Annotated in this window: 20 protein-coding genes; 14 read left to right on the top strand and 6 right to left on the bottom strand. The window is 74.9% G+C overall.

All coding sequences use genetic code 11. The features are described from left to right. Window positions 1-91: 91 nt before the first annotated feature. Window positions 92-562, top strand: coding sequence for a MarR family winged helix-turn-helix transcriptional regulator (locus QRT03_RS03615; RefSeq protein WP_286051126.1), 471 nt, complete (start codon window positions 92-94; stop codon window positions 560-562). Between the two features lie 47 nt (window positions 563-609). Next, a complete protein-coding gene (locus QRT03_RS03610; RefSeq protein ID WP_286051125.1) occupies window positions 610-2,013 on the top strand; it encodes an MFS transporter in 1,404 nt (467 codons plus the stop codon). Here QRT03_RS03610 and QRT03_RS03605 read toward each other — a convergent pair. From QRT03_RS03605 to QRT03_RS03585, 5 genes are all read right to left on the bottom strand, one after another. Next, window positions 2,003-3,313, bottom strand: coding sequence for an amidohydrolase family protein (locus QRT03_RS03605; RefSeq protein ID WP_286051124.1), 1,311 nt, complete (start codon window positions 3,311-3,313; stop codon window positions 2,003-2,005). The two genes, QRT03_RS03610 and QRT03_RS03605, sit on opposite strands and share 11 nt — an antisense overlap. Window positions 3,314-3,327: 14 nt before the next feature. Beyond that, a complete protein-coding gene (locus tag QRT03_RS03600) occupies window positions 3,328-3,903 on the bottom strand; it encodes a hypothetical protein (RefSeq protein ID WP_286051122.1) in 576 nt (191 codons plus the stop codon). Between the two features lie 83 nt (window positions 3,904-3,986). Continuing rightward, window positions 3,987-4,682, bottom strand: coding sequence for an NYN domain-containing protein (locus tag QRT03_RS03595; RefSeq protein WP_286051121.1), 696 nt, complete (start codon window positions 4,680-4,682; stop codon window positions 3,987-3,989). Window positions 4,683-4,780: 98 nt separating this feature from the next. Next, a complete protein-coding gene (trmB, locus tag QRT03_RS03590) occupies window positions 4,781-5,509 on the bottom strand; it encodes a tRNA (guanosine(46)-N7)-methyltransferase TrmB (RefSeq protein ID WP_286051120.1) in 729 nt (242 codons plus the stop codon). Window positions 5,510-5,555: 46 nt separating this feature from the next. Beyond that, on the bottom strand, window positions 5,556-5,981 hold the full coding sequence (locus QRT03_RS03585) for a hypothetical protein (protein ID WP_286051119.1): 426 nt from the start codon (window positions 5,979-5,981) through the stop codon (window positions 5,556-5,558). 168 nt (window positions 5,982-6,149) lie between these two features. Between QRT03_RS03585 and QRT03_RS03580 the strand changes: the two genes are divergently transcribed. Genes QRT03_RS03580 through QRT03_RS03560 form a run of 5 tightly spaced genes read left to right on the top strand, consistent with a single transcriptional unit; the run spans window position 6,150 to window position 12,461 of the window. Next, window positions 6,150-7,613, top strand: coding sequence for a dynamin family protein (locus tag QRT03_RS03580; protein ID WP_286051118.1), 1,464 nt, complete (start codon window positions 6,150-6,152; stop codon window positions 7,611-7,613). Beyond that, on the top strand, window positions 7,610-9,112 hold the full coding sequence (locus QRT03_RS03575; protein ID WP_286051117.1) for a hypothetical protein: 1,503 nt from the start codon (window positions 7,610-7,612) through the stop codon (window positions 9,110-9,112). The genes QRT03_RS03580 and QRT03_RS03575 overlap by 4 nt, the downstream gene beginning before the upstream one ends. A 50-nt stretch (window positions 9,113-9,162) precedes the next feature. Next, window positions 9,163-9,510 carry a DUF6802 family protein gene (locus QRT03_RS03570; RefSeq protein WP_286051116.1) on the top strand — a complete coding sequence of 116 codons (348 nt, stop codon included), beginning with the start codon at window positions 9,163-9,165 and terminating at the stop codon, window positions 9,508-9,510. A 21-nt stretch (window positions 9,511-9,531) separates the two neighbouring features. Further along, complete coding sequence (locus QRT03_RS03565) at window positions 9,532-11,067, top strand: TldD/PmbA family protein (RefSeq protein ID WP_286051115.1); 1,536 nt, start codon at window positions 9,532-9,534, stop codon at window positions 11,065-11,067. Further along, window positions 11,064-12,461 (top strand): metallopeptidase TldD-related protein, encoded by a 1,398-nt coding sequence (locus tag QRT03_RS03560; protein WP_286051114.1) that lies wholly within the window; start codon window positions 11,064-11,066, stop codon window positions 12,459-12,461. Before QRT03_RS03565 ends, QRT03_RS03560 begins: the two co-directional genes overlap by 4 nt. Window position 12,462: 1 nt before the next feature. Here the strand turns inward: QRT03_RS03560 and QRT03_RS03555 are convergent, their stop codons facing one another. Further along, window positions 12,463-14,064, bottom strand: a complete 1,602-nt coding sequence (locus QRT03_RS03555) for an FAD-dependent oxidoreductase (RefSeq protein ID WP_286051113.1) — start codon at window positions 14,062-14,064, stop codon at window positions 12,463-12,465. 71 nt (window positions 14,065-14,135) lie between these two features. Here QRT03_RS03555 and QRT03_RS03550 point away from each other — a divergent pair, with 71 nt between their 5' ends. The 7 genes from QRT03_RS03550 (at window position 14,136) to QRT03_RS03520 (ending at window position 21,466) form a co-directional block, all read left to right on the top strand. Continuing rightward, entirely contained in the window at window positions 14,136-14,486 is a 351-nt protein-coding gene (locus QRT03_RS03550; protein WP_286051112.1) for a hypothetical protein, read from the top strand. 62 nt (window positions 14,487-14,548) lie between these two features. Next, on the top strand, window positions 14,549-15,442 hold the full coding sequence (locus QRT03_RS03545) for an NAD-dependent protein deacetylase (RefSeq protein WP_425604796.1): 894 nt from the start codon (window positions 14,549-14,551) through the stop codon (window positions 15,440-15,442). A gap of 221 nt (window positions 15,443-15,663) precedes the next feature. Then, entirely contained in the window at window positions 15,664-17,490 is a 1,827-nt protein-coding gene (locus tag QRT03_RS03540) for a phosphoenolpyruvate carboxykinase (GTP) (protein ID WP_286051110.1), read from the top strand. A 113-nt stretch (window positions 17,491-17,603) separates the two neighbouring features. Further along, window positions 17,604-18,239 (top strand): DedA family protein, encoded by a 636-nt coding sequence (locus QRT03_RS03535; protein ID WP_286051109.1) that lies wholly within the window; start codon window positions 17,604-17,606, stop codon window positions 18,237-18,239. A gap of 65 nt (window positions 18,240-18,304) precedes the next feature. Further along, window positions 18,305-18,562: a DUF3311 domain-containing protein gene (locus QRT03_RS03530; protein ID WP_286051108.1), complete on the top strand. Its 258-nt coding sequence runs from the start codon at window positions 18,305-18,307 to the stop codon at window positions 18,560-18,562. Next, window positions 18,559-20,220 carry a monocarboxylate uptake permease MctP gene (gene mctP / locus QRT03_RS03525; RefSeq protein WP_286051107.1) on the top strand — a complete coding sequence of 554 codons (1,662 nt, stop codon included), beginning with the start codon at window positions 18,559-18,561 and terminating at the stop codon, window positions 20,218-20,220. The genes QRT03_RS03530 and mctP overlap by 4 nt, the downstream gene beginning before the upstream one ends. Before the next feature lie 25 nt (window positions 20,221-20,245). Then, window positions 20,246-21,466, top strand: coding sequence for an alkaline phosphatase family protein (locus QRT03_RS03520; protein WP_286051106.1), 1,221 nt, complete (start codon window positions 20,246-20,248; stop codon window positions 21,464-21,466). Window positions 21,467-21,544 lie beyond the last annotated feature (78 nt).

Below are 21,544 nucleotides of genomic sequence, written 5' to 3'. Positions count from 1 at the left end.
GTGACCCAGCGCACCCGTCCGGTCGGAGTAGGGATCCCCCATCTTCGTCCGGAACGGGATGTTCCCGCGACGGAACGTCTACCGTGGTTGCATGGACCTCGAGCCCGACCTCGGCCTGCTGTTCGGCGCGGCGCACGAGGGGATCCAGGCCCGCCTGGCCCGCGCGCTCGGGGACCTGGACCTCACGGCGCGCCAGTACTGCGTCCTCGGGAAGGCCGACAGCGGCACCCTGACCCAGGGCCAGATCGCCGAGGCGGCCCTGCTCGACAAGACCACGATGGTGGTCACGCTGGACGCCCTGCAGACCGCCGGTCTCGCCCGACGCGAGCCGCACCCGAACGACCGGCGGGCGCGGGTGGTGGTGACCACCGCCGAGGGCTCCCGTCTCTTCGAGAAGGCGGCCGCGGTGGTCCGGGGGCTCTACGACGAGGTCCTGGGCGCGCTCCCGGCCGCGCAACGCGACGTGCTGGTGGAGGCACTGACCTCGCTCATCGCGACGGGCGGCCCCCTCGACGTCCCCGCCGACGACCCGCGGCCACGACGGTCATCCCGCCGCGGATGATGCTGAAGTATTTGGTTTTGAAGTAGACGATCCGCTACGGTCCGAGCATGCACAACTCGGACCGGACCCGCGGTGTGTCCCCGTGGCTCGCCCTCGGCGTCCTCAGCCTGTCGATGCTCATGATCATCCTGGACGGGACGATCGTGAGCGTCGCGATGCCCGCCCTCGCCCGTGACCTGGGCTTCTCCCCCGCCGGCCTGTCCTGGACCGTCGACGCCTACCTCGTGCCGCTCGGCGGGCTCCTGCTCGTCGCGGGCCGCGTCGGGGACCTGATCGGGCCCCGCCGGATGCTGCTCGCCGGCCTGGTCGTCTTCACGGTCGCGTCGATCGCCTGCGGGGCCGCCCCGGGCACGGGAGCCCTCGTGGCCGCCCGCGCGGTGCAGGGCGTCGGCGCCGCGATGGCGTCGTCGGTCGTGCTCGGCATGGTCGTCGGGCTCTTCGACGACGCCGCCGACCGGGCCCGTGCGATGGGCGTCTACGCCTTCGTCGGGGCGGCGGGCGCGTCGATCGGCCTGCTCCTCGGGGGCGTCCTCACCGACACGCTCGGCTGGCGCGCCATCTTCTGGATCAACGCGCCGATCGGTCTGGTCGCCCTGGTCGCCTCCCTGCGCACGCTGGCGCCGGACGCCGACCGGGACCGCACCGCCCGCCCGGACGTCCTCGGGGCCGTGCTCGTCACGGCGGGGCTGGCCGCGGCCATCACCGCGATCGTCGAACCGGCCGGTGGCCCGTGGGTCCGCCTCGCGCTCGGCCTCGTGGCGCTCGCGCTGCTCGCGGGGTTCGTCCGGCGGCAGCAGCGGGCGTCCGACCCGCTCGTCCCGCTGCCGGTGCTCCGTCTGCGGTCGGTCGCCGTCGGGAACCTCTCCCAGGCGCTGCTCGTGGCCGGCGCGATGGGCTACCAGTTCGCGGCGGCGCTCTACCTGCAGGACGTCCTCGGTCTCGACCCCTGGACCACCGGCTGGGCGATGCTCCCCGTCCCGCTGCTCATCGCGACCGTCGCGCTCGGGGTGGCGGGCCGCCTGATCGCACGATTCGGGGCGCGGACCGTCCTGCTCTCCGGCGCCACCTCCATCGCCGCGGGCCTGGTCTGGATGGCCCTCGGGTCCGGCTACGTCGCCGGCGTGCTGCCGGCCCTCGTGCTGCTCGGCGTGGGCGCGGGCCAGGCGATGCCTGCGGTCACGACCGCGCTCATGGCCGACGCCTCCCCGGAGCGCGCCGGGCTGGTCTCCGGGCTCGCGAACACCAGCCAGCAGGCCGGCGGGGCGGTGGGCGTCGCCGTCGTCGGGGTCGTCGCCGCGGGCGCCGGCTACGGGATCGCGTTCGGCGTCGCGGCGGTGCTCGTCGTCGCGGCGGCGGGGATCGCGACCGCCCTCCCCGGACGACGGCGGGTCCCGGCGCCGGCTCCAGCCGTCCGCGCGGTCCCGGACCCGAGGTGCAGCGTCAGCCCTTGATCCGCCGCCCGGCGGCGCGCGCGGCCCCGAGGATCTCCGCGGGGTCGACGCGCGTCGGGGTGCGGTCGGCGAGCACCGGCTCGCCCGCGACCCACACGTCCCGCACCGAGCGTGACCCCGCCGACCAGACGAGGTTGGAGACGAGCTGGGCGGCGTCGTCGGGGTCGACGAAGGCCGGGTCGTCCAGGTCGACGTGGACGACATCGGCCCAGGCCCCCGGACGCAGCCGCCCGAGGTCGTCGCGGCCGAGGGCGTCGGCGCCACCCGCCGTCGCGAGCAGGAGGACGTCCGCGGCGGTCAGGGCGGTCGCGTCCGCGTGGCGCTGGCGGGCGAACAGCGAGGCGAGGCGCTGCTCCTCCCAGAGGTCGAGGTCGTCGTTGGACGCCGGGGAGTCCGTGCCCAGCCCGACCCGCAGGCCCGCCGTCAGCATCTCCCCGATCCGGGCCACGCCGGCGGCGAGCTTCGCGTTCGAGCCCGGGCAGTGGGCCACGGCGACGTCATGGCGGGCGAAGATCTCGAGGTCCTGATCGGACATCTGGATGGAGTGCGCCGCGAGCACCCGGCCGCCCAGGCTGCCCGTCGTCTCGAGCATCGCCGGGACGGAGCCGTAGGCCGCGCGGACCTCGTCGTCCTCCCCGACCGCCTCCGCGACGTGGATGTGCAGCAGGGCGCCGCGCTCGCGGGCGGCCGCGGCCGTCGTCGCGACCGCCTCGGCCGAGAGCGTGTACGCCGAGTGCGCGCCGTAGCCGAGCTCGACGCGCCCGCCCGGGCCGAACCGCAGGCCGTCGGCGTCGATCCACGCCGAGATCGCGTCCCGCATCTGCTCCCACGTGCCCAGCCGGTCCATCCCCGGCGCCGTGATGATCCCCGGCGTCATGACGACCCGGGACCCGAGCTCGAGGACCGCGTCCACGACGGTGTCGGCCCAGAAGTACATCTCGGTGGAGGTCGTGACGCCGTGGCGCAGCATCTCCGCGCCGCCCGCGAGCATGCCGGTGCGCACGTCCGGCGCGTCGAGGCGCGCCTCGGCGGGCCACACCACCTCGGTCAGCCAGCGCATCAGCGGGAGGTCGCCGCCCATCCCGCGCAGCAGTGCGAGCGGCGTGTGGGCGTGGGTGTTCACCAGGCCCGGCATGAGCAGGCCGGAGCAGTGCGTGGTCGTGGCCCCGGTGGGCGGGGCGTCGGCGGCCGGCCCGACGAAGGTGATGCGCCCGTCGTCGTCGACGTCGACCACCGCGTCGCGCAGCGGCACCGGCGGCCCGTCGCAGGTCAGGACGAGCGGGGCGGCGAGTCGGCGCATGGGGGTCAGTGTCGTCACCGCGCGGCGAGGGCGCAGAGACGGGTCAGCTGCCGGCGCATCATCACCAGGTCCCCCCACGCCAGGGCCTTCCCGACGACGGGGCCGGTGCGGTCGAGCACGACCGTCGCGACGAGTCGGGAGCCGCCCGGATCGTCGTGCACGGCGTAGGTGACCGCGAACTCCCCGACCGGACCGCCCCTCGTCCGGCCCGCGTGGTCGAGCTCCGCTGCGCTCCGTCTCCGGCGCCGGATCGTCAAGTGCTCCCCCGGCACGAAGGAGTCGACCACGAACAGCGCCAGGAGTCGCTGTCCGATGTGCACCGTGTCGGCCCCCGGCGTCAGCGCGCGCGGGCTGCGGCGGACGAGCGGGAGACGCAGCGGAGCGGAGCTCGACCGGGACCAGTTGTCGACGAGGTCGTAGCTGTAGGGCGCGACCGTGAGCTGGCACAGCCATCGGTACAGCACGTTCCGGTCGGCGGTGCTGGTCGCGGCCCGGGTCCACCGCGCGACGGGGTGCGGGACGAGGTCGTCCGCCGGAGTGCGGCGCGCACGCTCGGCCGGGGTGGTTCCCCAGTGCTCGGGCACGTCCACGGGCGGGCGCCTCCTCGATCCGAGCGAACGGCACTCTCGCGCCCATAGAAGCTGCGAGAGTGCCGTTCGTGCAGGTGGGGGGCCTACCGCTCCAGCAGCGACCGCAGCGAGCGCAGCGGCTGCAGCCAGGCACCGCCCGCGGGCAGGGTGTCCAGGCTGACCCGCGGCAACGGCTCGCGGAACACGCCTTCGATCTCCTCGAGGTCCAGGAAGGCGACGACCTCCGAGGCGACCGCGAACGCGGCGTACTCCCGGAAGCCGATCACCGTGACCCGGATGCCCTGCTCGACGAGGGCCTCGAGCGGCTCGCGGAACGCGCGCCCGTCCCCGGAGGCGACGACGACGTGGGCCAGGTCGCCCTCGGCGTGGCGGGCCTGGATGTGGGCGAGCATGTCGTCGTCGACGTCGGAGTCCTCCGTCGTCTTCGGCTTGGCGAAGACCGCGAACCCGACGTTGCGCAGCGCCTCGACCCAGGGCCGCACGATCTCGGTCGACCCCGGCACGACGTTGGTGAACACCGTCGCCTCGGCCACGCCCTCCGGGCCGGCGAGCCCCAGCAGCCACCGGCCGACCGCGTCGAAGCGGGGCCGGAAGGCGGAGGTGGGCCGCGCCCCCAGCAGCGAGCCGAGGCTCATGTCCATGTTCGGGGCGTCCCAGACCAGCAGCGTCCGGGCCGGGCCCGGCTCCACCGCGAGCACCCCGTTCTCGTCGACCTCGCCACCCGCGATCGCGGCCGGGTGCGCGAGATCGGCCGGGGACGGAGAAGGGGAGGGTGACACGGGCTCGACTCTAACGGCCCGCCTCCGACGCGTCCGTCTCGTTCCCCCGTCGCTCCGCTCGCCCCAGGCCCGCGTTCCCCCATCACCCCGGGGACTGATCACGCCGCGTCCCCCACCCGGACGAGCAGCAGGTCCCGGCTCGGCCGGCCCTCCCGCTCGGCCCGGCTCTCGAACTTCGTCCGGGGCCGCCAGTCCGGCCGGGGGGCGAAGCCGCCGTGCGGGTTGTGCAGGGTGGGCTCGGCGTCGGTGACCTCCAGCATCCACTCGGCGTAGTCGGCGATGTCGGTCGCGAGGTGCAGGGTGGCGCCGGGGCGCAGCCGGGAGGCCATCAGCGCCACCGTCGAGGGCTGGACGATCCGGCGCTTGTGGTGCCGGCGCTTGGGCCACGGGTCGGGGTAGAAGACGCGCAGACCCGCCAGCGAGTCCGGTGCGACGTGCTCGCGGAGCACCACGACGGCGTCGCCCCGCAGCAGGCGCAGGTTCTCCAGGTCCGCGGCCTCGATCCGCATCAGCAGCTGGGCGAGCCCGGGCGGGTAGACCTCGATCGCGACGTGGTCGGTGTCCGGTTCCGCCGCCGCGAGCGCGGCCGTCGTCTCCCCCATCCCGGAGCCGATCTCGAGACGCAGCGGCGCCTCGCGGCCGAACCAGCGCGGGGCGTCCAGGTGCCCGGACGCGTCCAGGACGTCGCCGAGCTCGGCGAACTCACGCCCGAAGCGCGGCCACGAGCGCTCCCACGCCCGTTGCTGGCCGGGGGTGATCCGACCCCCGCGGTCGGCGAAGCTGACGATCCCGCGCCGCGGGTCGACCGCGACGTCTCCTGCTGGCACGTCGTCGATCCTCACATCCCGCCCCGGACGGGGCCGCGACCCGTCGTCAGGACGGCCCGGACTCGAGGGCCTGGGTGCGACCATCGGCCGGCTGGCGGCGGCCGCCGCGCAGGTTGGCCGCCATCGTCTGCACCCGGCGGTTGTTCCGCACGCGGGCCAGCGCCAGCAGCGTGATGACGTGGAGGATGCCGAGGAAGAGCAGCACCGCACCGGTCTTCGTGACGACGTACTGGACCGTGCCCTGGATCTCGAACGGGTCCCACGTGGACACCAGGGCGAGGAAGCCCAGCGCGACGAGGTGGAAGCCGACGCCGAGCAGGCGGGTGATCGACATCGCGGTGTCGCGGTCGTCGAAGACGTCGCGCAGGAAGCCGACGCCGGTGCGCATCAGGACCTGTCCGACGATGACCGTGGCCACGAGGCCGATCACGACGATGAGCAGGTACGTCCCGGTACTGGCGCTGGTGGTCACGGTGACGCGCCTTCCTTCCTCGGTCGGGGTGTGTCCCCGGCAGCGCCCAGCATCCCCGTGATCCCGATCGGGCGAAACCCGGCGCGCGCGTGATCTCGGGACGGATGTGGCTGGTGAGGTCCGCGGAACCGCCCCCACGGCTCCGCCGGGCTCCCTACCCTGCCGGGCATGGGTCGGTGGGCACAGGAGACGGCGGGGGCGTGCCGCACGCTCGCGCCCGCGGTCGCGCTGCCGATCGCGGACGCGCTGGACGCGGTCGCGGCCCGGGCGGTGGCCACGCCCGCGATCGTCGTCACCGGTCCGGTCTCGTCGGGCAAGTCGACGCTGGTCAACGCCCTGGTCGGACGGCGGGTCGCGCCGACCGGGGCGGGCGAGTGCACCCGCCTGACGGCGCGCTACGTGCGGGGGCCGGTCGACCGACTCGACGTCGTGCTCGCGGACGGGTCCCGCCGACCGCTCCCGCTCGCCGAGGGCGGCCGGGTGCCCGCGGCGGTCGGTGACCGGTTGGGGGTCGACCCCGCCGACGTCGACCACCTGCTGGTCTCGTTGACCAGCGACGCCCTCGACGGGCTCACCGTCGTCGACACCCCCGGCGCCGGCTCCGCGCGCCGCCCGCGGGGCCCGGCCCGCGGGTCGACGGACGCGGCGGAGGCGGCACTGGTGGTGCTGCCGTCGTCCGCGCGGCCGGACGAGATCGCCGGGCTCGCCGCGGCCGCCCGATACGGCCCGGCGGGGGTCGTGGCGGTCCTGGGCCGCGCCGACACCGTCGGCTCCCAGGCCGACGCGGCCGGTGTCGCGGAGACGTTGTCCCGTCGGCTGGGCTCCCGGCTGGGGCCGGTGACGCCCGTCGTCGGGCTGCTCGCCGAGACCGCGACCACGGGTGCGTTGCGCAGCGCCGACGTCGCGGCCCTGCGCGCTCTCGCGGCCGACGACGCCACCGGGGCCGCCCTGCTCGACCCGGAGATGTTCGTCGGGGCGCGGCTGCCGGTCGACGCCGCGACGCGGTCCCGTCTGCTCGACCTGCTCGACCGGCGCGGGATCACCATCGCCCTGGCGCTGCTGCGCGAGCGGCCCGACGCCGGGGTCGGGGACGTCTGCGCGGCGCTCCTCGCGGCGTCCGGGCTCGACCGCGTGGTGGAGCGGCTGCGCGCGGAGGTGCGCGGCCGGGCGGACCTGCTGGCGGCGGTGGCCGCGGAACGGCGGGTCGCGGCGCTCGCCGACGCCGAACGGGCCGCCGTCCGGGCGGAGCGGGGACGGGCCCGGGCGCCCGGGCCGGGCACGTCCACCGTCCCGACCGGCGGGCGTGACCTCGAGCGGCTCACCGACCTCGTCGAGGACCTGCACGCCCGCCCGCTGCACCTCGACCTCGCGCTCGTGGAGGCGGCTGCCCGCCACCGCAGCGGCGCCCTGACGCTGCCCGACGAGCTCGCCGCCGAGCTCGACCTGCTCGCCTCCCCGGACGACCTCCCGGCGCGGCTCGCGATCCCGGCGCCCGAGCTCGCCGGCCACGCCGCCCGCCGGGCCGCCACCTGGCGGGCGTACGCGACCTGGGGCACGCCGCCCGACCGGTCCGACGTCGCGGACACCGTGCACCGCGGGTGGGCGCGGTTGTGGGGGGAGCTGACGGGGTGACCGCCGCGGCGCGGTGGTCGGACCTGCCGACGGAGGTCACCGCGGCGCGGCGGGGCCTCGAGCGCCTGCTCGTCGAGGCCGGGACGCCGGTCGTCGGGCCGGACCCGGTCCCGGGCGCGCCCTCCGTCGCCGTCGTCGGTGCCCCCGGGCGCGGGCGCCGGGCCCTCGCCGCGGCCCTGCTCGACCTCGGCCCCGCCGCCGTCGGGGACGCGGACCGCCTGACCGCGGCCGACCTCGACGTGCCGCTGCTCGACGAGCTCGACCTCCTGCTCCCCGCCCGACCCCGGAGCGGCGCGTGGGCGACGGGCACGGCCTCGGCGCTGCTGGTCGTGGCCTCGGCGGGCGCCCCGCTCGATCGCGACGAGCTCGACCGCCTGGCCGAGGTCGCAGGGCGCGTCGAGGCCGTGGTGTTCGCGCTGGTCGGGACCGAGGCGCACCGGGGGTGGCGGACGGTGCTGGACGCGGACCGCGAGCTGGTGGCCGAGCACGTCCCGCGGCTGGCGGACGCGCCGTGGTTCCCGGTATCCCCCGCGCTCGCGGTCGCGGCCCGGGGCACCGGGACCGACGGGGCGCCGCTCCGGGTCCGGGCCGGCCTCGCCCCGCTCCAGCAACACCTGCACCGGCTCGTCGCCCGGCGCCGCCGCATGCTCGACGAGGCGAACGGCCTGCGCCGCGCCCTCACGACGGCGGGTGCGCGCGCCCCCGCCCCGGTGGCCCGCGGCGACACCGGGCTGCGGCGCGAGGCCCACGTGCGGTGGCGGTCCGGGATCGCCGCCGCCCGGGTGGCGGTCGTCGACGACCTCGCCCGCCGGGTCCGCGCCCTCGCCGCGCGCCACCGCGAGCGCATCGACCACGCCTCGCGCGCGGAGCTGGCCTCGCTCGGGACCGACCTCGCCCGCGACCTCGAGACGGTCGCCGACGCCGCGGTCGGGGGGCTCGGCGACCGGCTGCGCGAGCTCGTCGTCGAGACCCTCGCGGGACTGCTCACCCCCGCCGACCTGGCCGCGGTGCACATCCCGGCGCCCGTCCCGCCCGCGGCACCGCCCGACGGCGGCCCACGCGCGGCCGACCGGATGCTCGTCGTGGCAGGCGCGAGCACCGGGCTCGGGCTGTCCCGGCTCGCGCTGCTGCCGCTGCTCGCGGTGCCGGTCGCGCCCGTGGTCGGGGCCGCCCTGGTGCCGGTGTCCGTGGGGCTCGGCCTCGGCGCCGCGGGGTGGCTCGCGCGGGTGCGGCGGCGGGCGGCCGACCGGGCGCACGCGCGGGCGTGGCTCGCGGAGGCCCTCGGCCAGGCCCGGACCGACCTGGAACGGGTCCTCTCGGACGCGCTGATCGTCGCCGAGCGCGAGATCACGCTCGCCCTGGACCGGGCTCTCGACGAGCGGCTGGACGCCGACCGGGCCGACCTCACTCACGACCGTGCGCTCGAGCGTCGGCTGGCCGAGGCGACGGCCCGCGCCGCAGTGGTGCTCGACCGGCTCGCCGCGGCCCGGGCGACCTGACTTCCCCGAACCGCACCCGTGCGCGCGCCGGGCCGCCTACCGTCGACGCCGTGACCGAGGACGGCCTGCACGAGGAGCCTGCGGTGTTCCCGCACCCGCCGGAGGCGCCCGCGCTCGCGACCGGGGAGCTCCTGCCCGGGGCCCCCGTCCTCGCCGCGCCGACCGTCGACTCCGACCTCGACGGGGCCGCCGACACCACCGTGGCACCGCAGGACGACGCCCTGGTCCTCGCGACGGACCTCGACCACGACGGGCTCGCCGACGTCGTGACCCGGATCGGACCGGAGGGCGTCGTCACCACCCGGCACGGCGGGCCGCCGGAGGAACGCCCGTGGGGAGCGGCGCCCCCGCCCGCTCCGTCGGTCGACCCGCTGACCGGGCAGTGGGTGCGCGACTGAGTGCCCGATACCGTCGGTGCCGTGCCGATCGACTCCGTCCCGACCACCGGCACGCGCCCCGTCGACCCGGACTTCCTCGCCCTGCCGCTGCGGGCGGTCGCCGACGCGGCCCTGCAGGTCGCGCGCGACGCCGGCGCCGAGCACGCCGACGTCCGGGTCCAGCGCCTGCGCAGCCGGTCCCTGGAGCTGCGCGACGCGCGGGTGGTGAGCTCGTCGGACTCCGACCGGATGGGGCTCGCCGTCCGGGTGCTGCTGCGCGGAGTGTGGGGGTTCGCCGCCCACGTCGACGTCACGCCCGCCACCGCGGCCGCGACCGCCCGCCGCGCGATCGACGTCGCGACGACCCTCGCCGCGGTCGCCCGGGAGACCGTCACCCTCGCCCCCGAGCCGGTCCACGGCGACGTCACGTGGGTCTCGGAGTACGACGTCGACCCGTTCGACGTCGCCGAGGCCGACCGGATCGGGCTCCTGGCGCAACGGTCGTCGACGCTGCTCGCGGCACCCGGCGTGGACCACGTCGAGGCGGGCCTGCTGGAGGTCAAGGAGCAGGTCTTCTACGCCGACCTCGCGGGCACCGTCACCACCCAGCAGCGGGTCCGGGTGGACCCGGGGATGAGCGTCACCGCGGTCGACCGCGCGGGCGGCGGGTTCGAGTCGCTGCGCACGGTGGCGCCGCCGGCCGGTCGCGGCTGGGAGTACCTGACCGGCACCGGATGGGACTGGGACGCCGAGCTGGCGGAGCTGCCGGAGCTGCTCGCCGAGAAGCTGCGCGCCCCGGGGGTCGAGGCGGGGCCGACCGACCTCGTCATCGACCCGACGAACCTGTGGCTGGTGATCCACGAGTCCATCGGGCACGCCACCGAGTACGACCGGGCCATCGGCTACGAGGCCAACTACGCCGGCACCAGCTTCGCGACGCCGGACCTGCTGGGCTCCCTGCGCTACGGCAGCGAGGTCCTGCAGGTCACGGGCGACCGGACGGTGCCGCACGGGCTCGCGTCGGTCGGGTACGACGACGACGGCGTCGCGACCACGGAGTTCGACCTGATCCGCGACGGTGTGCTGGTGGGCTACCAGGTCGACCGGCAGTTCGCGCCGCGCCTGGGCCTGGAGCGCTCCAACGGCTGCGCCTACGCCGACTCCGCCGAGCACGTCCCGCTGCAGCGCATGGCGAACGTGTCGATCACGCCCGCCGCGCGGGACGTGACCACCGCCGACCTCATCTCCGGGGTCGACGACGGCATCTACGTGGTCGGCGACCGGTCGTGGTCGATCGACATGCAGCGCTACAACTTCCAGTTCACCGGGCAGCGCTTCTACCGAGTTCGCGACGGCGAGCTCGCCGGGCAGGTCCGCGACGTCGCCTACCAGGCGACCACCACGGACTTCTGGGGCGCGCTGGAGGCGGTGGGCGGGCCGTCGACCTGGCGGCTCGGCGGCGCCTTCACCTGCGGCAAGGCGCAGCCCGGTCAGGTCGCCCCGGTCAGCCACGGCTGCCCGTCGGCGCTGTTCCGCGGCATCAACGTCCTGAACACCGCGAGCGAGGGCACCCGATGAGCCTGGTCGAGCGCGTGCTGGAGACGGCGCGGCGGATCCGCCCCGACGCGGGCGCCGCGGTGCTCCTGCGCGAGACCAGCGAGGTCGTGCTGCGCTGGGCGAACTCGACCATGACGACGAACGGCGCGACCACCGACCGCACGCTCGGCCTCGTGCTCCTGGTCCCGCTCGCGAGCGGGGGCACGGGGGCGGGGGTGGTCCGGCTCTCGGCGCCGGACTCCCTGCTCGCGGGCGGGGCGGAGGCCGGCTCCCGGCTCACCGACGCGGTCCGGGCCGCCGTCCGGGCCGCCGAGGACTCCGGGGCCGCCCGCGACGCCGCCGAGCTGCCGCCGCCGACCGGCCCGGCCGACCCCGTCGACGACCCGGCCGACGAGACCTCGATCGGCGTGTTCGCCGACCTCGCCGCCGCCCTCGGCGATTCCTTCGGGGCCGACCACAGCGCCGGCTTCGCCGACCACCACGTGACCACGACGTGGCTCGCCACGTCCGCCGGGGTGCGGCGCCGCTGGGTCGAGCCGGCCGGCGCGGTCGAGGTGAACCTCAAGGAGGCGGGCAGCTCGGTCTGGGGAGGGTCGTCCACGCGCGACTTCACCGACCTCGACCTGCCTGCCCTGCTCACCGACCTGCGCTCCCGGCTCGCCTGGGGACGACGGCGGGTGGCGCTCGACCCGGGCCGCTACGAGACGATCCTGCCGCCGTCGGCGGTCAGCGACTTCATGATCTACCTGGCGTGGTCGATGGGGGGGCGCCCGGCGCAGGAGGGCCGCAGCGCGCTGTCCCGCCCCGGCGGCACGCGGGTCGGCGAGCGCCTCACCGACCTGCCGCTGACGCTGGCCGGCGACCCGGACGCGCCCGGCTACCCGACGCTGGCCTACGAGCCGGTGCTCGCCACGACCTCCTCGGGCGACGAGGTCTCGGTGTTCGACAACGGCGCGGCGACGCGGCGGGTGGACTGGCTGCGCGACGGCCACGTCGGCGAGCTCGCCTATCCGCGGGCGGCGGCCGCGGAGTTCGGCACGCGCTTCGCCCCGCCGTCGGACAACCTCCTGCTCACCGGCGGGTCGGACGCCTCCCTGACCGATCTCGTGGCGGGCACGCGGCGCGGTCTGCTGCTGACGTGCCTCTGGTACATGCGCGAGGTCGACCCGGAGACGATGCTGCTCACCGGCCTGACCCGCGACGGGGTCTACCTCGTCGAGGACGGCGAGGTGGTCGGCGAGGTGAACAACTTCCGGTTCAACGAGTCCCCGCTCGACCTCGTGCGGCGCGCGACCGAGGCCGGCGCGACCGAGCTCACGCTGCCGCGGGAGTGGAAGGACTGGTTCACCCGCGTCGCGATGCCGCCGCTGCGGATCCCGGACTTCAACATGTCCTCGGTCTCGCAGGCCTCCTGAGTCACGACCGCGGCGCGATCACCCGGGTGAGCCCGGGCGGGGCGCCCAGCCCCTCGGTGACCGGGCCCTCGAGGACGGTGCCGTCGGGCGCGAAGCGCGACCCGTGCAGCGGGCAGTCCCAGCTCGACGCCGCGTCGTTCCAGGCCAGGATCCCGCCGAGGTGCGGGCACACGGCGCCGACCTCGTGCTCGACGCCGCCGACCCGGCAGCGCCCGACCTTGCCGCGCGGGGTCGTCTCCACCCGGCCCTCGCCCTCGGCGAGCGGCGTGCGCGACGGCAGGTCCGGGCGGGCCCAGCCGGTCGCGAGGTACCTCGCGACCTGCCCGTTGTAGCTCGCCAGCACGGGGACCGCGTTCGCGCGCGGCGTCCGGTCGGCCGCCCACGACGCGGCCCACGGGGTGTCACGCCCGAGGACGTGGTCGGCGAGGGCGAGCCCGGCCGCGGTGCCGCCGGTCATGCCCCACTTCGCGAAGCCGGTCGCGACGAGGACCCGCGGCTGCAGCGGCATCGGCCCGACGAACGGCAGGCCGTCCTCCGGCTCGTAGTCCTGCGCCGACCAGCGGTGGGTGATCTCCCCGACCGGCCACCGGCGGGCGGACCAGTCGGCGAGCTCGCGCTCGTGGTGCGACATCGGGGTGTCGGTCCCGACGCGGTGCCCGAAGCCGCCGGTCAGCAGCCGGCGTTCGCCGTCGACGAGGGCGGTGCGGATCGACACGGCCGGGGAGTCCGCGGACAGGTACATCCCGCGGGGCAGGGAGTCCTCGTCCCGCACGCGGACCGCCTGCGCGTAGGAGCGGGCGGGCTCGAGGCGGGCGAAGTACAGCCCGCGGTCGAGCACCGGGCTGCCGGTGGCGAGCACGACGCGGTCGGCGCGGAGCGTGCCGTGGGTGGTCCGGAGCTCGGGGGATGCACCGAACGATGCAGCGAGGGACACCGAGCGCACGCGGGTGTGCTCGTGCACCGCCTGCCCGCCGTCGACCAGTTCCCGGGCGAGGTCCTGCAGGTAGGGCACGGGGTCGAACTGGGCCTGGTCGGCGAGCGTCACCGCCTCGGACACCCCGAACGGCAGGTCCAGGTCGGCGTCGAGGGTCGCGGGCAGCCCGGCGGCCCGCAGGGCGTCCGCCTCGGCCCGGACGGTCCGCGCGCCCGTGCTGTCCCGACCCGCCGTCGAGAAGGTGGCGGCCGGGGCCCGCTCGAAGCTGCAGTCGACCCCTGCGGCGCGAGCGGCGATCCAGTCCGCACCCGCACCGTGCGCGGCGAGATAGGCCTCGACGACCTCGCGCGGGTGGCGCTGCGCGAGCGTCGACGCCCGCGTGCCCTGCAGCACCGAGATCTTCGCCGTCGTGTTGCCGCTCGCGACCGCGCCGACGTGGCGGGCCTCGAGCACCGCGACCGACACGCCTGCCCGGTGCAGCGCCACGGCCGTCGTCAGGCCGGCGATCCCGCCGCCCACCACGGCGACGTCGACCCGCAGGTCGCCGCGCAGCGCGGGGTGCACGGGACGCTCCCCGCGGTCGAGCCAGAGCGAGGCGTGGTGGGCCGGGAGGGTGGGTGTGGTGGTGGGCACCGGACGGGAGTAGCCGCTGCGCCGGGTGGCGCACACGGCGTCCTTGCGTGACCCAGTCGTGACCGCCCGGGTGCGGGACGGTCCGCCGAAACGGGAACCCGCCCGACATGACCGAACTGGACGGCCGTCGTGGCAGCCGTGCCGGGGGCGCCGTGCGCGGCGTGCTCGGACTCGTCGGCGGCCTGGTCCGCCTGGTGACCGGGCTGTTCGCGGCGGTGCTCGTGGTGCACATCGTGCTCGTGATCCTGGGCGCGAACCCCGCGAACGGGATCACTCAGCTGGTGGCCGCACTCGCGGACGCCCTGACCCTCGGGCTGCGGGACCTCTTCCTGCTCGGGAACCCCACGGCGCAGGTGATCGTCTCCTACGGGCTCCCGGCGCTGCTGTGGCTGCTGGTCGGCGCCGTGGTCGTCGGGATCCTGCGGCTGCTCGGCCGGCCCCGGTCCGGTCTCGCCTGACCCGACGCCTCCGACGCCATGTGCGCGACGCGGGCACCATGGGGTCCGTGGGCAAGGTCGTCATGCGGTACCCGGGCACGGTCGTGCAGGAGAGCTGGGCCGCGGAGACCCCCGTCCGCGGCGACGTGAACGACCTGGCGGCGCTGGTCGGGTCGGGTGGGGTGTGCGTGCTCTCCGGCGCCGGGATGTCCACCGACTCCGGCATCCCGGACTACCGCGGGCCCTCGAGCGCGGCCCGCCGGCACACGCCGATGACGTACGAGGCGTTCGTGCACGACCCGGCGGCCCGCCACCGGTACTGGGCCCGCAGCCACGTCGGCTGGCCGCAGATCGAGCGCGCCCGTCCGAACCCCGCCCACGAGGCCGTCGCGGCGCTGCAGCGCACGGGCCTCGTCGAGACCGTGATCACCCAGAACGTCGACGGGCTGCACCAGGCCGGCGGCGCCCGCGACGTCGTCGAGCTGCACGGGGCCCTCGCGCGCGTGGTGTGCCTGGCCTGCCGCGCGGAGTCCGACCGGGCCGCGGTCCAGGCGGAGCTCGCGAGGGTGAACCCGCACTTCGACGCCGCGGTGGCCGGCCTGCGCGAGACGCAGGTCAACCCGGACGGCGACGTCGAGCTGCCGTCCGAGCTCGAGGACGCCTTCACGATGATCGACTGCCCGGCGTGCGGGGCCGGTCCGCTCAAGCCGGACGTGGTCTTCTTCGGCGAGTCCGTGCCCCGTCCGCGGGTCGAGGAGTGCTTCCATCTGGTGGAGCAGGCGCGGTCCCTGGTGGTCCTGGGGTCGTCACTCGCCGTGATGTCCGGCCTGCGCTTCGCCCGCGCCGCCACCCGGGCGGGGATCCCGGTGGCGATCGTCACGGCCGGTCCCAGCCGCGCGGACGACCTGGCCGGCGTGCGGCTCTCGTCACCTCTCGGTGAGGTCCTTCCGGCCCTGGTCAGGGCCCTGGGAGCCTGAATCGTTCAGCTTGATCGTGGAAGTGGTGCCTCGAACACCCGCTGGCGGTTCCGTGTGCAACATCTGTCGTTAACGTCGAAGTACTCCGACGGGGCCGCACGGCGATGTGTATCGGCCGCCCGATTGCCCGCACGCCGGTGCACTCAGGCCGTGACCCCGTTGCGTGGCGACCGCCTGGTCGTCGCTCGACACTGACCGGCGAACGAGGAGTGACACGAGGCATGACGGCCGCACCCACCATCCCCGGGCTCGACAACCCGCCGCTGCAGCGCCGTGAGGTGCTGGACTGGGTGGCGGAGGTCGCCGAGCTCACCACGCCCGACCGGGTGGTGTGGTGCGACGGATCGGCGGAGGAGTGGACGCGCCTCACCGACGAGCTCGTCGAGGCCGGGACGTTCACGCGTCTCGACCCGGAGAAGAAGCCGAACTCCTTCCACGCCGCCTCGGACCCCGACGACGTCGCCCGCGTCGAGGAGCGGACCTTCATCTGTTCGGTGGACCCGAAGGACGCCGGGGTCACGAACAACTGGATGGACCCGGCCGAGATGAAGGCCACCATGACCGAGCTGTACCGCGGGTGCATGCGCGGCCGGACGATGTTCGTCATCCCGTTCTGCATGGGCCCGACGAACGCGGAGCACCCCAAGCTCGGCGTCGAGATCTCCGACAGCCCCTACGTCGTGGTGTCGATGCACATCATGACCCGCATGGGCGCGCAGGTGCAGGAGCGCCTCGAGGAGGCCGGCTCGGAGTGGGTGCCGGCGCTGCACTCGATCGGCGCCCCGCTCGAGCCGGGCCAGGCCGACGTCGCGTGGCCCTGCAACGAGACGAAGTACATCAGCCACTTCCCGGAGACCCGGGAGATCTGGAGCTTCGGCTCCGGCTACGGCGGCAACGCCCTGCTCGGCAAGAAGTGCTACTCGCTGCGCATCGCGTCAGTGATGGCGCGCGACGAGGGCTGGCTCGCCGAGCACATGCTGATCCTCAAGCTGATCAGCCCGGAGGACAAGGCGTACTACGTCGCGGCGGCGTTCCCGTCGGCCTGCGGCAAGACCAACCTCGCGATGCTGCAGCCCACCATCCCGGGGTGGCGCGCCGAGACCGTCGGCGACGACATCGCGTGGATGCGCTTCGGCGACGACGGCCGGCTCTACGCCGTCAACCCCGAGTTCGGCTTCTTCGGCGTCGCGCCGGGCACGAACTGGAACACCAACCCGAACGCCATGCGCACCATCGAGCACGGGAACGCGCTGTTCACCAACGTCGCGCTGACCGACGACGGCGACGTCTGGTGGGAGGGCCTGGAGGGCGACCCCCAGCACCTGACCTCGTGGACCGGTGACGAGTGGACGCCGGCGTCGGCCAAGCCGGCCGCGCACCCGAACTCGCGCTACACCGTGCCGATCTCGCAGTGCCCCGTCGTCGCCTCCGAGTGGGACGACCCGCAGGGCGTGCCGATCTCGGCGATCCTGTTCGGCGGGCGTCGCAAGACGACCGTCCCGCTGGTCACCGAGTCCTTCGACTGGCAGCACGGCACCTTCATGGGCGCCACGATGTCGTCCGAGATGACCGCCGCGGCCAAGGGCGGCAAGGGCCAGGTCCGCCGCGACCCGATGGCGATGCTGCCGTTCCTCGGCTACAACGTCGGCGACTACTTCCAGCACTGGGTGAACGTGGGCAAGAGCGCCGACGTGACCAAGCTGCCGTCGATCTTCTACGTCAACTGGTTCCGCCGGGGCGAGGACAACCGCTTCCTGTGGCCCGGGTTCGGCGAGAACAGCCGCGTGCTGAAGTGGATCATCGAGCGGCTCGAGGGCAAGGCCGCCGCCACCGAGACGCCGATCGGCCACATCCCGAGCGCCGACCAGATCGACCTCGACGGGATCAGCGAGCCGATGGAGGACATCGAGGCGTCGCTGCGCTTCGACCTCGAGGAGTGGCGCGAGGAGCTGCCGCTCATCGAGGAGTGGTTCGACAAGATCGGCGACTCCCTGCCGACCTCGATGCGCGACGAGCTCGAGGCCCTGAAGCAGCGCCTGAACGCCTGACCCTGCACTGAGCGAAGGGCCCCCTCGGTCGATCTACTCGACCGAAGGGGCCCTTCGCTCGTTCCCGGACGGTTCCCGACGCCGGGTCGCGCGGCTGCGGCACGATGGTCGGCGTGCTGGAGTTCCTCCGTGGCATCGGCGAGAGCGTCGGGCCCTGGCTCTACGTGATCGCCGGGGGTCTCGCGTTCGCCGAGGCCGCCGTCATGGTCGGGGTGGTGCTGCCGGGCGAGACGGCGCTGCTCGTGGCCGGGTTCGCGGCGCACGAGGGGATCATCGGACTCGTCCCGATGATCGTCGTCGCCATCGTCTGCGCCATCGCGGGCGACTCGGTCGGCTACGAGGTCGGCCGGTTGATCGGCCCCCGGCTGCAGGCCTCGCGGGTCGGGCGCCTCGTCGGCGCGCACCGCTGGCAGGCGACCGAGGACTTCCTGCACCGCCACGGCGGGAAGGCCGTCCTGCTGGGGCGGGGCACGGCGCTGCTGCGCGCCCTCGTGCCGGGCATGGCCGGGATGGCCCGCATGCCCTACCTGCGTACCTTCCTGCCGTGGAACGCCGTCGGCGGCATCCTCTGGGGCGGCGGGTGCGTGCTGCTGGGCTTCGTCTTCGCCCTCTCGCTGGAGACCGTCGCGCGCTACCTCGCCTGGGGCCCGATCCCCGTCGTCGTGATCGTCGCAGCCGTGCTGCTCTGGCGCGAGACCCGCCGTCGGAAAAAGCGGACAAACAAGACGGAACGGGTTACCGAACGGTAGACGCCCTGGTGCGTACCTGTACACGGGCCTAACATCCGCGCGTCCACCGACGCGAAGGATCGCCGATGTCGTCATCCACGCTGGAACCGGAGACCCCGGATCCGGCTCCCGCGCAGCCGTCGTTCCGGTTCCGCGCCTGGAACCTGCTGCTGCTCGTCCCGCTCGTCAGCCTGATCACGCCGCTGTTCAACGTCCGCGAGCCGACGCTCGTCGGGCTCCCGTTCTTCTACTGGTTCCAGATCCTCGTCATCCCGATCGGGATCATCTGCACCCTGACCGTCCACCTGGTGACGCGGCACGACGACGAGGAGGGCCACCGGTGACCGGCGCGCAGGTGGTGCAGCTGGTGGTGTTCCTGCTGCTGTTCCTGGCGGTCGCGGTCATGGGCTTCATGGCGAGCCGGTGGCGGCGCGCGGACGACCTGAACCACCTCGACGAGTGGGGGCTCGGCGGGCGGAAGTTCGGGTCGTGGGTGACGTGGTTCCTGCTCGGCGGCGACCTCTACACGGCGTACACGTTCGTCGCGATCCCGGCGCTGCTCTTCTCCTCGGGCGCACTCGGCTTCTACGCGGTGCCGTACACGATCATCGCGTTCCCGCTGGTCATGCTGCCGCTGCTGCGCCTGTGGTCGGTGTCGCGGGTGCACGGCTACGTCACCCCGGCCGACTTCGTCCGCGGCCGCTACGACTCGCCCGTGCTGGCCCTCGCGATCGCGGTCACCGGCATCGTCGCGACGATGCCCTACATCGCCCTGCAGCTCGCGGGACTCGAGGCGGTGCTGCGCACGATCGGGCTGAACGGCTCCGGCTTCTGGGGCCACGCGCCGCTGTTCGTGGCGTTCGTGGTGCTGGCGGCCTACACCTACCAGTCCGGGCTGCGGGCGCCGGCGCTGATCGCGGTGGTCAAGGACGTCCTGATCTACATCGTCATCCTCGTCGCGATCATCTACCTGCCGCTCAAGCTCGGCGGGTTCGGCGCGATCTTCGACGCCGGGTCCGCGAAGCTCGCCCAGCCCTCGCCGACGACGGGGCAGCCCGCGGGCTCCACGCTGCTGACGGCGAACAACCAGCTGCAGTACGCGACCCTGGCCCTCGGCTCGGCGCTGGCCCTGTTCCTCTACCCGCACTCGGTGACCGGGGTGCTGTCCAGCTCGAGCCGCGCCACGATCCGCCGGAACATGACCGCGCTGCCCGCGTACTCGTTCCTGCTCGCGCTGCTGGCACTGCTCGGCTACGTCGCGATCGCGGCCGGGACGAAGCCGATCGTCAACGGCTCCACCGGGCGCCCGGACTCGAACACCATCGTCCCCGCCCTGTTCGCCGGGCAGTTCCCGTCCTGGTTCGCCGGGGTCGCCTTCGCGGCGATCGGGATCGGCGCCCTGGTGCCCGCCGCGATCATGTCGATCGCCGCGGCCAACCTGTGGACCCGCAACATCTACAAGGAGTTCCTGCGCCGGGACGCGTCCCCGGCCGACGAGGCCCGGCAGGCCAAGCTCGCCTCGCTCGTGGTCAAGGTCGGCGCGGTGCTGTTCATCGTCGTCGTCGACCCGCAGTTCTCGGTGGACCTGCAGCTGATCGGCGGCGTGATCATCCTGCAGACGCTGCCGGCGGTGGCGATCGCGCTGTACACCCGGTGGTTCCACCGGTGGGCGCTGCTCGCGGGCTGGGCGGTCGGGCTGATCTGGGGGATGATCATGCTGTACGGCATCCCCAACCCCGCCAACGGCAAGCAGCACTTCGGCGGCTCCGCGCTCGCGCTCGGCGGGCTGGACATCTTCGGGTGGACGCCCTTCGGCGGGTCGAAGGTGCAGATCTACGTCGGCGCCGTGGCGCTCGTCGGCAACCTGCTGGTGGCCGTCGTCGTGACGCTCGTCCTGCGGGCGACGAAGACCCGCGAGGGCGCCGACCACACCCGGTCCGGCGACTACCACGCCACCCGGGTGCCGGAGTCGACCACGCCGGACGCCGTCTCCTCGGTGTAGGCCGCGGCGCCTACGATCCCCCGGCATGACCAGCACGGGGGATCGTGCGGCGCCGTTCCTCCCCGCGTACGGGCACGGCACGCTGGCCGAGGTGATGCCGTCGACGGCGGCGGCGCTCGGGGTGCCGGGCTTCACCGACACCGTCGGCGTCGCCCGGCACGCCGCCGACGTCACCGCGGCCGGGGTCCTGCTGGTCGACGGGCTGGGCGCGACGCTGCTCGCGGCGCACCCGCACGACGCCCCCGCCCTGCACGAGCTCGCGTCGTCGGCCGACTCCCGGGAGCTGACGTCCTGCTTCCCCGCGACCACTGCGGTCAGCATCACCTCGCTCGGGACCGGCCTGACCCCCGGCGCCCACGGCATCGAGGGCTACTCGATGGGCGTCCCGCCGCTCGACGAGCCCTCCGCCGCCCCGGACGTCGTCCTGAACACCCTGCGCTGGTGCGCGCACGGGGCGACCGACCCGGTCGACCTGCTCGCCGACCTCCCGCCCGAGGAGGTCCAGCCCCGGCCGACGGTGCTGCAGCAGGCCCTCCGGCACGGCGTGGCCGTCACCCAGGTCGCCCCCGAGGTCCAGCGCCGCTCCGGGTTGACCCGGGCCGCGTTGCGCGGCGGGCGGTTCCACGGGGTGTCCGCGCTCGGTGACCTCGCCGCGGAGGTCCTGCACGGGTTGGCGGTCGAGGCGGAGGAACGGGCGTTGGTCTACGCCTACCACGGCGACCTGGACATGATCGGCCACCAGCACGGGCCGGGCTCGCTGCCCTGGCGGATGCAGCTGCGGATCGTCGACCGGCTGGTCGCGGCACTGGCGGAGAGCCTGCGGCCGGGCGCGGTGCTGCTGGTGGTCGCCGACCACGGCATGGTCGCCACCGATCGCGGCTGGCACGTCGATCTCGACCACACCCCGGCCCTGCTCACCGGCGTGCGGCGGCTGGCCGGGGAGACCCGCGTCCGGCACGTCCACGCGATCGACGGCGCGGCCGACGACGTGCTCGCGGCCTGGCGGGCGGAGCTCGGCGACGCGGCCTGGGTGGTGTCCCGCGAGGAGGCCGTCGACGCCGGGTGGTTCGGACCGGGCGTCACCGACACCGCCCGGGGCCGGATCGGCGACGTCATCGCCGCCGCCCGGGGCAACTGGACGCTGGTCCGCTCCCGCAACGAGCCGCGCGAGACCGCCCTCGTCGGGCACCACGGGTCGCTGACCCCAGCTGAACAGCTGGTCCCGCTCCTGGTGGCCCGCGGCTGAGGCACCCGTCCGGGTGCGGCCGGACGGCGGGATCCGGGGTGGGCGGTCGCGTCCGCACCGTTCGGCCCATACGCTGCT

This window comes from Actinomycetospora termitidis, from assembly GCF_030286555.1.
Taxonomy (GTDB): domain Bacteria; phylum Actinomycetota; class Actinomycetes; order Mycobacteriales; family Pseudonocardiaceae; genus Actinomycetospora; species Actinomycetospora termitidis.
The sequence above is the reverse complement of the archived record's forward strand: the minus strand, read 5'-3'. Positions and strand labels throughout refer to the sequence as shown.

What these genes read in the sequence shown, in the direction of transcription:
- QRT03_RS03615 (WP_286051126.1), top strand. Translation starts at nt 92, where the DNA reads ATGGACCTCGAGCCCGACCTCGGCCTGCTGTTCGGCGCGGCGCACGAG.
- QRT03_RS03610 (WP_286051125.1), top strand. Translation starts at nt 610, where the DNA reads ATGCACAACTCGGACCGGACCCGCGGTGTGTCCCCGTGGCTCGCCCTC.
- QRT03_RS03605 (WP_286051124.1), bottom strand. Translation starts at nt 3,313, where the DNA reads ATGCGCCGACTCGCCGCCCCGCTCGTCCTGACCTGCGACGGGCCGCCG.
- QRT03_RS03580 (WP_286051118.1), top strand. Translation starts at nt 6,150, where the DNA reads ATGGGTCGGTGGGCACAGGAGACGGCGGGGGCGTGCCGCACGCTCGCG.
- QRT03_RS03560 (WP_286051114.1), top strand. Translation starts at nt 11,064, where the DNA reads ATGAGCCTGGTCGAGCGCGTGCTGGAGACGGCGCGGCGGATCCGCCCC.
- QRT03_RS03550 (WP_286051112.1), top strand. Translation starts at nt 14,136, where the DNA reads ATGACCGAACTGGACGGCCGTCGTGGCAGCCGTGCCGGGGGCGCCGTG.
- QRT03_RS03545 (WP_425604796.1), top strand. Translation starts at nt 14,549, where the DNA reads ATGCGGTACCCGGGCACGGTCGTGCAGGAGAGCTGGGCCGCGGAGACC.
- QRT03_RS03540 (WP_286051110.1), top strand. Translation starts at nt 15,664, where the DNA reads ATGACGGCCGCACCCACCATCCCCGGGCTCGACAACCCGCCGCTGCAG.
- QRT03_RS03530 (WP_286051108.1), top strand. Translation starts at nt 18,305, where the DNA reads ATGTCGTCATCCACGCTGGAACCGGAGACCCCGGATCCGGCTCCCGCG.
- QRT03_RS03520 (WP_286051106.1), top strand. Translation starts at nt 20,246, where the DNA reads ATGACCAGCACGGGGGATCGTGCGGCGCCGTTCCTCCCCGCGTACGGG.